Origin of the sequence: Morganella sp. GD04133, assembly GCF_029835375.1 — a bacterium.
Taxonomy (GTDB): Bacteria; Pseudomonadota; Gammaproteobacteria; order Enterobacterales; family Enterobacteriaceae; genus Morganella; species Morganella morganii_B.
In genome coordinates this window covers 21399-34228 of record NZ_JAODZS010000007.1, presented here as the reverse complement: position 1 = coordinate 34228, position 12830 = coordinate 21399, and the positions used below count along the sequence as shown (strand labels likewise).

8 protein-coding genes and 1 pseudogene are annotated in these 12830 nt (G+C 53.6%); 6 read left to right on the top strand and 3 right to left on the bottom strand.

Translation table 11 applies throughout. The features are described from left to right. Positions 1 to 166 precede the first annotated feature (166 nt). Positions 167 to 2368: a primosomal protein N' gene (gene priA / locus N7387_RS04460; RefSeq protein WP_279797208.1), complete on the bottom strand. Its 2202-nt coding sequence runs from the start codon at positions 2366 to 2368 to the stop codon at positions 167 to 169. A 303-nt stretch (positions 2369 to 2671) separates the two neighbouring features. Here priA and rpmE point away from each other — a divergent pair, with 303 nt between their 5' ends. Further along, positions 2672 to 2887: a 50S ribosomal protein L31 gene (gene rpmE, locus N7387_RS04455; protein ID WP_025151971.1), complete on the top strand. Its 216-nt coding sequence runs from the start codon at positions 2672 to 2674 to the stop codon at positions 2885 to 2887. A gap of 120 nt (positions 2888 to 3007) precedes the next feature. On the opposite strand, the gene metJ is transcribed toward rpmE, so the two are convergent. Beyond that, positions 3008 to 3325: a met regulon transcriptional regulator MetJ gene (gene metJ, locus N7387_RS04450; RefSeq protein WP_004236602.1), complete on the bottom strand. Its 318-nt coding sequence runs from the start codon at positions 3323 to 3325 to the stop codon at positions 3008 to 3010. Between the two features lie 183 nt (positions 3326 to 3508). Between metJ and metB the strand changes: the two genes are divergently transcribed. The 5 genes and pseudogenes from metB to N7387_RS04425 all read left to right on the top strand — a co-directional run bounded on the left by metB (position 3509) and on the right by N7387_RS04425 (position 11787). Continuing rightward, complete coding sequence (gene metB, locus N7387_RS04445; protein WP_279797201.1) at positions 3509 to 4669, top strand: cystathionine gamma-synthase; 1161 nt, start codon at positions 3509 to 3511, stop codon at positions 4667 to 4669. Between the two features lie 8 nt (positions 4670 to 4677). Beyond that, positions 4678 to 7116, top strand: a complete 2439-nt coding sequence (locus N7387_RS04440; RefSeq protein WP_279797199.1) for a bifunctional aspartate kinase/homoserine dehydrogenase II — start codon at positions 4678 to 4680, stop codon at positions 7114 to 7116. Positions 7117 to 7834: 718 nt separating this feature from the next. Beyond that, positions 7835 to 10468, top strand: a complete 2634-nt coding sequence (gene ppc / locus N7387_RS04435) for a phosphoenolpyruvate carboxylase (protein WP_279797197.1) — start codon at positions 7835 to 7837, stop codon at positions 10466 to 10468. A 174-nt stretch (positions 10469 to 10642) separates the two neighbouring features. Further along, positions 10643 to 10977, top strand: a pseudogene (locus N7387_RS04430) (carboxymuconolactone decarboxylase family protein). Between the two features lie 141 nt (positions 10978 to 11118). Continuing rightward, on the top strand, positions 11119 to 11787 hold the full coding sequence (locus N7387_RS04425; RefSeq protein WP_279797195.1) for a hypothetical protein: 669 nt from the start codon (positions 11119 to 11121) through the stop codon (positions 11785 to 11787). Positions 11788 to 11841: 54 nt separating this feature from the next. Here N7387_RS04425 and metF read toward each other — a convergent pair whose 3' ends face one another. Continuing rightward, the gene (metF, locus tag N7387_RS04420; protein WP_072871468.1) at positions 11842 to 12741 is read right to left on the bottom strand and encodes a methylenetetrahydrofolate reductase; all 900 of its coding nucleotides are present in this window, start codon (positions 12739 to 12741) and stop codon (positions 11842 to 11844) included. Positions 12742 to 12830: the final 89 nt, after the last annotated feature.

Here is a 12830-nt window from a genome sequence, read left to right as displayed (position 1 = left end):
TGAAAAACCGCCTGAGCTTCTTAAGTGAAATTCAGACGGTTTATTAATCATTCTATTAACGGCTATTCTAAGCCCTTTGTAAAATTAATCTGTTACCTGGTTTGCATAAAACTGTGAGTTATCTCAATTTTTTGAGATGGCATGCACTTTCTGTAAGACGTCAGTCTCAGCCGTCGGTCGGATCGACATCCACATTCCAGCGGACTTTCCGGCTTTCCGGCATCTGCTGAATATACGGAATGGCCTGCGCGACAAGTTTCTGCAACTGACTGCGGGACGGATGCTGTAACAATAACTGCCAGCGGAAACGTCCGCCGCGTTTGGCCTGGATAGCAGGCAGCGGCCCCATCAGCCAGAAATGCTCATCCCGTAACGGATGGGATTCGAATAACTGCCGCACGGCCTGCAGAAATGCATTCGCCCGCTGGTTATTCTGATCTTCGGCACGGATCATCACCTGACTGGTGTAAGGCGGCAGGCAGACGCTCTGCCGCTCATTCAGTGCCTGTGCGGCAAAAGCAGCGTAGCCTTTTTCCAGCAGCACGGTCAGCAGCGGGTGCTCCGGATGGTGAGTCTGCAAAATCACCTCACCGCGTTTACCGGCACGTCCCGCCCGTCCGGAGACCTGAGTGTAGAGCTGGGCAAAACGCTCCGCCGCCCGGAAATCTCCGGAGAACAGTGCGCCGTCGACATCCAGCAGGGCGACCAGGGTAACATCCGGGAAGTGGTGACCTTTGGCCAGCATCTGGGTGCCGATCAGGATACGGGCTCCGCCCTGATGCACATCCGCCAGGTGTTGCTCCAGCTCGCCTTTGCGGCTGGTGGTATCGCGATCCAGCCGTGTGACCGGAATATCCGGGAACAGCGGGGTGATGCTCTCTTCCAGCTGTTCGGTACCCAGCCCGACCGGCACCAGTTGCGTGGAGCCGCACTGCGGACACTGTTTCGGCACCGGTCGCTGGCTGTCGCACTGATGGCAGCGCAGCATGCGGTGGTTCTGATGCAGGGTGTAAAAATGGTCGCAGCGCGGGCACTCTGCTATCCAGCCGCACTCGTGGCACAGCATTGCCGGGGCAAAGCCGCGCCGGTTGAGGAACAAAATAACCTGATTATCTGCCGCCAGATGGTGGCGGATACGTTTGATCAGCGGTTGTGACAGCCCGGAAGTCAGCGGCAGCCCCTTCAGGTCGAGCAGGTGCTGATCGGCAAGCTGTGCATTTCCCGCCCGCTGTGTCAGCGGGAGCACCTTGTATTTTTTCTGCCGGACATTAAACAGGGTTTCCAGTGACGGGGTCGCTGTCCCCATCACAATCGGAATATCATTTTTCTTGGCGCGGAATACCGCCAGATCACGGGCGTGATAACGCCAGCCGTCCTGCTGTTTATAGGAGCCGTCGTGTTCTTCATCGATAATAATGATGCCGAGTGAGGTAAACGGCGTGAACAGCGCGGAGCGGGTGCCGATAACAATGGCGGTCTCCCCGCGTTTTGCCCGCAGCCAGACAGCCAGCCGTTCGCTGTCATTCATGCCGGAATGGAGAATGTCCACCGGTGCCTGAAAACGGGCACGGAAGCGGGCGATAGTCTGGGGGGTCAGGCCGATTTCCGGCACCAGTACCAGTGCCTGGCGGCCTTCGGCCAGCACATTTTCCAGTACACTGAGATACACCTCGGTTTTCCCGGAGCCGGTTACACCGTCCAGCAGCCAGGGAGAAAACTGATGCTGCTCTGCGCGGATCGCCCCCACGGCGGTGGCCTGCTCGGTATTGAGTTTCAGGCGTTCGCCGGTGACGGCAAATCCCGGCTGCCAGGGTTTGCTCTCCGGCTGGACATCGTTCAGGGTGATCAGGTTTTTCTTTTTCAGTCCCTGCAATGCGCTGTCACTGAGTTCATATTCTGCAGTCTGATGGCGGTAAACCGGCTGACGGCGCAGGCAGGCCAGTGCCTGCTGCTGTTTCGGGGAGCGTTTGAGGGTATGGATATCAATCTCACGCCCCTCCGGCGTCACTTCCCAGCACCACAACGGTGCAAAGGCGGCCTCTTTGCCCTGACGCAGCAAAATCGGCATGGCATGAAACAGCACTTCCCCTAACGGATAGTGGTAATACTGCGCCGCCCAGTTCAGCAGCGGCCACAGATCACCGGGAAAGAGCGTGTCATCATCCGGACAGGCAATAACAGGTTTGAGTTTTTCCGGGCTGAAGGTGCTGGTTTCCGCCAGTTCAGCCACAATACCGACTGCCTGTTTCTGCCGTCCGAACGGCACAATCACCCGTGCCCCCGGCACCGGGCGGGGCATATCATCAGGCAGTAAATAGTCAAATGTTTGTGTCAGAGGTACTGGTAATATCACCCGGACGACTGTCATTATAATGTCCATTATCGGCAGAGCGCCGGCGTGTAAAAAACACACAGCGGCGGAAAAGGCGTAAAAGTGTCTGAATAATCACCGGATTTCAGCTTTTCCCCGGTAAAAACAGGGAAATTATCCGCAATGCGGGATCCAGAATACCACGAAAAGACAGCGGATTTCATTGCATGGTTCAGGGATTTTCTGTATGATCCGCCGCCTTTGGTAATTAAAATACCACCGATAACTTATCATCAACACGACGTGTGGTGTCCGGCAAAAAGGCCCGGATAGCGACACGGCCTTAACCGAGGTTTTCCCATGAAAAAAGGTATTCACCCAGACTACGCAGAAATCACTGCAACCTGCTCTTGCGGCAACGTAATGAAAATTAACTCTACCGCAGGTCACAACCTGAACCTGGACGTGTGCGGCGAATGCCACCCGTTCTACACCGGTAAACAGCGTGACGTTGCAAGCGGCGGCCGTGTTGATCGCTTCAACAAACGCTTCAGCGTTCCTTCTGCGAAGAAATAAGGGCACTGCGCGGCATGCCGCGCGTTGTTCCATAAAAAACGCCCTGAATGAAAATATTTCACAGGGCGTTTTTTTATGTCTGCTTCCGGGTTAATAAGTCGTATAACACGCGGATAAAACTCAATATTCCCACGTATCCGGGTCGACCCCATGCTGGCGCATAATTTCTTTTGCCACTTCCGGGATTTCATCACTGCGCTCTTTGCGCAGATCATCATCATCGGGCAGTGGCTGTCCGGTAAAAGCATGCAGAAATGCTTCACATAACAGTTCGCTATTGGTGGCATGACGCAGGTTATTCACCTGGCGGCGTGTACGCTCATCCGTTAAAATTTTAAGCACTTTCAACGGGATAGAAACTGTAATCTTCTTTACCTGCTCACTTTTCTTGCCATGCTCAGCATAAGGGCTGATATATTCGCCATTCCATTCAGCCATGGATTACCTTGTTATCTTAGTCAGTTTGAGGAGGTGCCGGGTACAGAAAGGTACCTGACAGATATCGGTATTATCCCACTTGTATATATAACCGTAAAGCAGGATGGATGTCCAGACATATTGACGGCTAAATGAACCGCGGATATGCTGATAATTCGTTCAGTGACTGACAGGGAAAGAGGTATGGCACGTAAACCCGCAACAGCGGCAATTCATAACGGACTCAATGAAGAGACCCAATTCGGCTGTGTCATACCGCCGGTGTATCTCTCATCGACTTACAATTTTCCGGCTTTCGGCAGCCCGCGTGAGCATGACTATTCACGGCGCGGCAATCCGGGCCGGGATATCACCGGGCGCACACTGGCTGAGCTGGAAGGCGGCGCCGGGGCGGTGGTGACCAGCAGCGGGATGTCAGCACTGCATCTGCTGTTTACCGTGTTTTTGTCACCGGGGGATGTGATTGTGGCCCCGCATGACTGCTACGGCGGCACTTACCGGTTGCTCGACAGTTGTCAGCAGCGCGGCCATTTTACCGTTCGCTTTGCGGATATGAATGATGAGACGTCACTCAGTGCCGCGCTGGCGGAAAAGCCGAAACTGGTGCTGATTGAAACACCGGGCAACCCGCTGCTGCGCATCACGGATATCGCGGCAGTCAGTGAAAAAGCACATCAGGCAGGGGCGCTGGTGGCGGCGGATAACACGTTTCTCAGCCCGGCATTACAGCAGCCGCTGGCGCTGGGGGCCGATTTTGTTATCCATTCCTGCACCAAATACCTGAACGGGCATTCCGATGTGGTTGCCGGTGTGGTGATCGCCGCAGACGCGGAGCACGGCGAAACACTGGCATGGTGGGCGAATAATATCGGTGTGACGCTGGGGGCGTTTGACAGCTATCTGCTGCTGCGCGGTATCCGCACCCTGATCCCGAGGATCACCTTACAGGAAAGAAATGCCGGTATTCTGGCGGATTATCTGGTGCGTCAGCCGCTGGTGAAAAAGGTGTATTATCCGGGACTGGTGACGCATCCCGGACATGAACTGGCGGCAAAGCAGCAGAAAGGATTCGGCGCAATGCTCAGTTTTGACATTAATGGTGATGAAGCGGCAATTTCCCGCTTTTTATCTCACCTGTCTCTCTTTACACTAGCAGAGTCATTGGGCGGGGTGGAAACACTGATTTCCCATGCCGCGACCATGACACATGCGGGAATGCCGGAGCAGGCGCGGCATGCAGCGGGAATTTCAGACAGCTTATTACGTATTTCTGCGGGGATTGAGGACAGCAGCGATTTGATTGCTGATCTGGATCGCGCATTTCAGTCAGTGACTAAGGGGTAAGGGTAATCATGAGTGCGTTGGCGATTGATGAATCAGTAAAAGGGCGCCAGTTACATAAATTCGGCGGCAGCAGCCTGGCAGATGCGAAATGCTATCTGCGGGTGGCGAATATTATGGCGAACTACAGTGAGCCGGATGACCTGATGGTTGTGTCTGCCGCAGGCAGCACCACTAACCAGCTGATTAACTGGGTCAAACTGAGTCAGAGTGACCGCGCTGCCGCAGAGCAGGCGCAACAGACCCTGCAACGCTATCAGACTGCCCTTATCAGTGATTTGCTGCCGGAAGTTCAGGCTAATGTCCTGATTTTTCAGTTTAATGACGATATTCACCGCCTGGCGGAACGGCTGAAACACCCGCTGAATGATGTGATTTACGCGGAAGTGGTCGGTCACGGGGAGATCTGGTCTGCCCGCCTGATGGCGCAGGTGCTTCAGGAGCAGGGCATGGCGGCGCAATGGCTGGATGCCCGCACATTTCTGTGCGCGGAACGGGCGGCGCAGCCGGAAGTCGATACCGCACGGTCGCAGCCGCTGCTGGCTGAGTTGCTGGCGCTGCATCCGGGTAAACGTCTGGTGGTGACCGGGTTTATCTCCCGCAACGCTGCCGGGGAAACCGTACTGCTCGGCCGTAACGGCAGTGACTATTCTGCCACGCAGGTCGGTGCGCTGGCCGGGGTGAAAAAAGTCACCATCTGGAGTGATGTCGCGGGGGTTTACAGCTCGGATCCGCGTAAAGTCAAAGATGCCTGTCTGCTGCCACTGCTGCGTCTGGATGAAGCCAGTGAACTGGCACGTCTCGCTGCACCGGTATTGCATACCCGTACCTTACAGCCGGTATCCGTCAGTGATATCGATTTACAGCTGCGCTGCAGTTACCAGCCGGAACAGGGCTCGACAAAAATTGAGCGTGTGCTGGCATCCGGCACCGGGGCGAAAATCGTCACCAACCATGATGAGGTTTGCCTGATTGATATCCGCCTGCCGTCCGGGGATGATGCGAAGGCGCGTTATAAAAGTATTGATCTGCTGCTTAAACGCAGCCAGATCCGCCCGCTGGCGGTTGGCCTGCATAATGATGATAATCTTATTCAGCTCAGTTATACCGCCGAAGTGGCAGACAGCGCCCTGCACGTGCTGGAAAGCGCCGGGCTGCCGGGCTCTCTGACACTGCGTGACGGCTTCTCGCTGGTGGCGCTGGTCGGGGCGGGGGTCTGTAAAAACCTCCTGCATTACCACCGTTTTTATCAGCAGCTCAAAGACCAGCCGGTGGAATTTATCTGGCAGGCCGAGGACGGCATCAGCCTGGTGGCAATTCTGCGCACCCGCCAGACCGGACATGTGATTCAGGGTCTGCACCAGAGCCTGTTCCGTGCGGAAAAACAAATCGGTCTGATGGTCTTCGGCAAAGGCAATATCGGCAGCCGCTGGCTGGAATTGTTTGCGCGTGAGCAGCGCAATCTTTCTGCCCGCAGCGGATTTGAATTTATTCTCGCCGGGGTGGCGGACAGCGAAAGAGCGCTGCTCAGCTATGACGGGCTGGATCCGAGCCGCGCACTGGCTTTCTTCAATGAGGAAGCCGAGCCGATCGCCGATGAGGACACGCTGTATCTGTGGATGCGCAACCATCCGTTTGATGACCTGGTGATTATCGACCTGACTGCCAGCAAAACCCTGGCGGAAAGCTACGCTGATTTCGCTGCGTACGGTTTCCATGTTATCAGTGCCAACAAAATCGCCGGGGCGGCAAAAACCCGCGATTACCGCCAGATCCGCGATGCGTTCCGTAAAACCGGGCGTCACTGGCTGTACAACGCCACTGTCGGTGCGGGACTGCCGATCAACCACTGTGTGCGCGATCTGCATGAAAGCGGTGACAGCATTATTGCGATCAGCGGGATCTTCTCCGGCACACTCTCCTGGCTGTTTCTGCAATTCGACGGTACCGTGCCGTTCAGCGAGCTGGTGGAGCAGGCCTGGCAGCAGGGGCTGACCGAACCGGATCCGCGTATTGATTTATCCGGCCAGGATGTGATGCGCAAGCTGATTATCCTCGCCCGCGAAGCCGGGTATGAAATTGAGCCGGAAGATGTCCGGGTGGAATCCCTGGTGCCGGAAGCGGCACAGGAAGGCACACCGGATCACTTCTTTGATAATGTCACGGCACTGAATGAACAGATGGCCTGCCGCCTGGAAGCCGCCCGTGAAATGGGCATGGTGCTGCGCTACGTGGCCCGTTTTGATGCCAACGGCAAAGCCCGGGTCGGGGTGGAAGCGGTCCGGCCTGATCACCCGCTGGCCTCATTACAGCCGGGTGATAACCTCTTTGCCGTGGAAAGCCGCTGGTACCGTGATAATCCGCTGGTGATCCGCGGACCGGGTGCCGGACGGGATGTCACCGCCGGGGCGATTCAGTCAGACTTAAACCGTCTGGCGCAATTGCTGTAATGCATCGGATTGCGACGACAACCGGGGTTAAATAGTCTCAAAAAACCGGTATGCGGGACAAAAAACGACTATAACGGGAATTGTCTTATTAAGTTTATAGTACAGGGTTGGTATAAATAACGCATGGTGATGTTTCAGGATGGACATATAACCATCATGGATGATGGCTGTGACAGGATGTCATGGTAAGGATATGCACCGGACGTGCTTTTTCTGACAGGATGTCAGTCTGAGGACAGAAACAATCCCGACGGGATGCAATTAACGGATTTAATTGCATCCCGTTACTATTTTCACTTCCCTGTTGTTTTCTATGAAACATTTTCCATTAAACGTTTCCGCTGAATTTTTCCCTGCCGGACTGAGGATTTTCGCTCAGGCTGAATCGTTACTATTTTTGCCTTAATTCGCGATATCTGTCTGTGACGTTTGTTTTTCCCTTTCATTATGCTGACGGGACGGAATTTTACCCGATAATCCGGTATCTGCCTGTGTGCAACATAACGGCAGTACGGTAATTAAATCTGATAAAGTCCTTTCAAAGCGCGTTTTTTTTGATATGAATATAGGGCAGAGGTAAATGCAAGGGAACGGCGTCACAAAATAAGAATTAATCCGTCGTATGAAATCACTAAGATGTACAGGACAGAGAACTGCCGGCTGAAAGTTCCTCACCGGCGGTCATAGGATTCTGCCGTCAATAAGGGTCAGGGGTCGTATGAATCAACAATATTCCGCAATGCGCAGTAACGTCAGTATGCTGGGGAAACTCCTCGGAGACACGATCAAAGAGGCCCAGGGTGAACATATTCTCGAAAAAGTAGAATCCATCCGTAAGTTATCCAAAGCGTCACAGGCCGGTAATGAAATCCAGCGGCAGAAGCTGCTGATGACACTGCAAAATCTATCCAATGAAGAACTGCTGCCGGTTGCCCGCGCATTTAACCAGTTCCTGAATTTAACCAACGTGGCGGAGCAGTATCACAGCATTTCGCCGCACGGTGAGGCGGCCAGTAATCCGGTTGCCCTGGCGGCGCTGTTTGATCAGCTGAAAGCCAAAAACTTTACGAATGAAGAGATGTGCAGGGCCGTGGATGAGCTCTCCATTGAGCTGGTACTGACCGCACATCCGACCGAAATTGCCCGCCGTACCCTGATCCACAAACTGGTGGCGGTGAATACCTGCTTGGCGCAGTTGGATCACGATGACCTGGCTGATTATGAGCATGATCGTATTATGCGCCGTCTGCGTCAGCTGGTGGCACAGGCCTGGCATACCGATGAAATCCGCAAAGACCGTCCGACGCCGCTTGATGAAGCGAAGTGGGGCTTTGCCGTGGTGGAAAACAGTCTGTGGGAAGGGGTTCCGGCGTTTCTGCGCGAGTTTAATGAGCAACTTGAGGCATCACTGGACTACAACCTGTCCGTGGAAGCCACACCGATCCGCTTTACCTCCTGGATGGGCGGTGACCGCGACGGTAACCCGAATGTCACGGCAGATATCACCCGGCGCGTGCTGACCCTCAGCCGCTGGAAGGCCGCGGATCTGTTTTATAATGATATCCAGGTACTGGTTTCTGAGCTCTCCATGAGCGAATGCACACCGGAGCTGCGTGAGCGTGTGGGAGAGGATGCCGCCGAGCCGTACCGCGTCATCACCAAACAACTGCGCGCCCGTCTGAAAAGTACGCTGGACTATCTGGAGCGCTGCCTGGCCGGTGAACCGGCGATTAAACCGGATAACCTGCTGACTGATAACGAAGAGTTATGGGAGCCGCTCTATCTTTGCTACCGCTCACTGGTTGAGTGCGGCATGAAGATTATTGCCAATGGTCAGTTGCTGGATACGCTGCGCCGTATCCGTTGCTTCGGCCTGCAGCTGGTGCGTATTGATGTGCGCCAGGAAAGTACCCGCCATACCGAAGCACTGTCTGAACTGACGCAATACCTCGGCCTCGGGGATTACGCCGCCTGGCCGGAAGAGGAAAAACAGGAATTCCTGCTGCGTGAACTGCAGTCAAAGCGTCCGCTGGTACCGCAGAACTGGCAGTGCAGCAATGAAACGCGTGAAGTCTTTGATACCTGCCGGGTGATCGCTGAATCACCGGAAAATTCTGTCGCCTCCTATGTGATTTCGATGGCAAAAGTGCCGTCGGATGTCCTGGCGGTCAAACTGCTGCTCAAAGAATCCGGCAGCCCGGTCACCTTGCCGGTCGCACCGTTGTTTGAAACCCTCGATGACCTCAATAATGCAGAGAGTGTCATCACCCGCCTGCTGAGCATCGACTGGTACCGTAACCTGATTAATGACCGTCAGATGGTGATGATCGGTTATTCGGATTCAGCCAAAGATGCCGGGGTAATGGCGGCGTCCTGGGCACAGTACCGCGCTCAGGATGCACTGATTAAAGTCTGCGCCCGTGAAGGCGTGACACTGACGCTGTTCCACGGTCGCGGGGGCACCATCGGTCGTGGCGGTGCACCGGCTCACGCTGCACTGCTCTCACAACCGCCGGGAAGCCTGAAAGGCGGTCTGCGTGTGACAGAGCAGGGTGAGATGATCCGCTTTAAGTTCGGTCTGCCGCAGGTCACTATCAGCAGCCTGGCCATGTACGCCAGTGCCAGCCTGGAAGCGAATCTGCTGCCGCCGCCGGAGCCTAAACCGGAGTGGGCCGCAGTGATGGATCGCCTCTCTGATGTCTCCTGTGAGATGTACCGCGACTATGTCCGCGAACAGCCGGATTTTGTCCCGTATTTCCGTGCAGCCACACCGGAGCAGGAACTGGGCAAATTACCGCTGGGCTCCCGTCCGGCAAAACGCCGCCCGACCGGCGGTGTGGAAACACTCCGTGCGATCCCGTGGATTTTTGCCTGGTCGCAAAACCGCCTGATGCTGCCGGCCTGGCTCGGCGCGGGTGCGGCACTGAAAACGGCGGTGGATGAAGGCAACCGGGCCATGCTGGAAGTGATGTATTATCAGTGGCCATTCTTCAGAACCCGCATCGGTATGCTGGAAATGGTGTTCGCCAAAGTCGATTTATGGCTGGCGGAATACTATGACCAGCGTCTGGTGGAGCCGCGTTTGTGGCCGCTGGGAGCAAAACTGCGCGAACAGTTATCAGAGGATATTAAGAGTGTCCTGATGATTTCCAAAGATGAGCAGTTAATGGCGGATCTGCCGTGGATTGCGGAATCTATCGCATTGCGTAACGTGTATACCGATCCGCTGAACGTCCTGCAGGCTGAACTGCTGCACCGCTCACGCGAATGTGATCAGTCTGATCCGCAGGTAGAGCAGGCACTGATGGTCACTATCGCCGGTATTGCTGCCGGGATGCGAAATACCGGCTGATATCAGTCTATTTTCTTTTTCTCCGGAGATGGCCGCAATCGCGGCCATTTTTTATGGAAAATCAGCGGGTGTAACACAACACAGAAGTGTGTTTACGAAAAACGGCATTGCATTCACCGCCACTTCATATAATATAAAAACATATATTGTATTATTATATAACAATAGGTGAGCATGTCTTATTATCAGGAAATAATGAAAGAGATCTCAGGCAATATGCAGGATCTGAGCAAGGATATTCCGGCAGTCATGAAAGCATTTTCCGGCCTGGTGGGCGCCAGTACCGCTGATGGTGCTCTGGATAAAAAACCAAAGAACTTATTATGATAGGGATCGCGGTTGCAAACCGCTGTGATGGCTGCATTGGTTTTCATACCAAAACGCGGGTCGAACTGGGTGTTACGGAGCAGGAACTGGCGGAAGCGCTGGGTGTCGCGGTTGCCATGGGCGGCGGACCATCGGTGATGTATGCGGCGAATACATTAAAGGCATTTAAAGAGTTCTCATAAAAACATTGTTTTTTGATACGGGTTACAGACGAAAGTGTGTAACCCGTATTTTTTATCAAAAGCAAATGGTGGTTTATTAAAATACGGCAACGATTTCATTCCTTATTATTTATTCTTTTTTAATTAAATAGGTAAGAAATCGTGGAGTTAAATGGAATAGTGCAGCAAAGATTGGGTGAAAAATCTGTAAATCAGATTACAGAGAAGGACCGTGGTGCTTTTCAAATGACAGCAGATAAGTGTATCGCGGTTGCTAACAGCGATGAGACAATCTTCGCGGGGTGCAGAGAACAGAAAGAGTATAATATCATGACTGCGTGCGGTGCATTATTGGCGCAAACACTGGTGAAGCGGGAGTATTATACTGAAGGTCTCACAGGAGACTGTGTAAAAAAACTTAATATAACATCGACTGTTGAGATTTCTGACAGACGTGAACAAGGTGTGCCCGGCAGCTACGCTATCAGCAGATGGTCTGATCTGGAAGGATTGGAGTACTCCGCTCAGGAACTGTATGACATGCTGAGCAGTGAGCTGTATGAACAGAAAGTCTCACCGGAAATGCTGGAAAAAATACGGACTGTGATGGAGATGGCTGAAAAAGGTTCAGACAGTAAATCTCTCCGGGGAACTGAATTTGCAGAGATAGTTGAAGACTATGGGGATAAGATAAAAAACGCCGTGATTTCTGAAATATTAATCGCTCATGATATTAATGAGGCTGAGCACGGGCCGGTGTTAGAAGGGACAGATATTATTCAGCTGGAATTAATGAAAGATATTTCATTTTATTCACTGAATAATTACTGACAGGTATTGTTGTAAAGCCCCGGTAAAATCACAGGGGCTTTATTGAGTGCGGTGTTATGCCACACAGGCCGCCGGGCGGACACCCAGGGTATGGCAGATAGCGTAAGTCAGTTCCGCACGGTTCAGGGTGTAGAAGTGGAAATCTTTCACGCCTTCACGGCTGAGCAGTTTCACCATCTCCATTGCCACGGAAGCCCCGACCAGCTTGCGGGATTCCGGGTCATCATCCAGCCCTTCAAACATGGTGCCGAGCCAGCCCGGGATGCGGACGTTAGTCATGCCGGCAAAACGCTGTAACTGTTTAAAGTTAGAGACCGGCAGAATACCCGGCACAATCTCCACATCAATTCCTGCCGCCGCGCAGCGGTCACGGAAACGCAGATAGGTGCTGACATCAAAGAAAAACTGCGTGATAGCGCGGTCAGCACCGGCATCAATTTTCTTTTTCAGGTTAATCAGATCCGACTGCGCGCTGCGCGCTTCCGGATGCACTTCCGGGTAAGCGGCGACGGAAATATCAAAATCGGCGACCGATTTTAATAAACCGACCAGGTCAGCGGCATACATGTCCGGTTTGCTGCTGCTGTCCGGCAGGTCGCCGCGCAGCGCCACAATATGGCGGATACCGTTATCCCAGTAATCTTTGGCGATGGTTTTCAGCTCATCACGGGTGGCATCAATACAGGTCAGGTGCGGAACGGCGATCAGTCCGGTTTTCTCTTTGATACTTTTAATCACGGAGTGAGTGCGATCCCGCTCGCCGGAGTTCGCCCCGTACGTGACGGAAACAAATTTTGGTTTCAGCACACTGAGGCGTTCGATGGATTGCCACAGGGTTTTTTCCATTTCCGGTGTGCCCGGCGGAAAGAATTCAAAGGATACGGCCACACGACCGGCCAGTTCTGCCAGGTTCTGATTCAGTGCTTCGTGCTGGTCTATATGTAAAAAACTCATCGCTGCCCCCGCGGTCGTCCGTGGCGGATATATCCCGGCACGTGATTATTTAAGTGTCTATACGTTTAGACGTCTGGATGTAGATTACG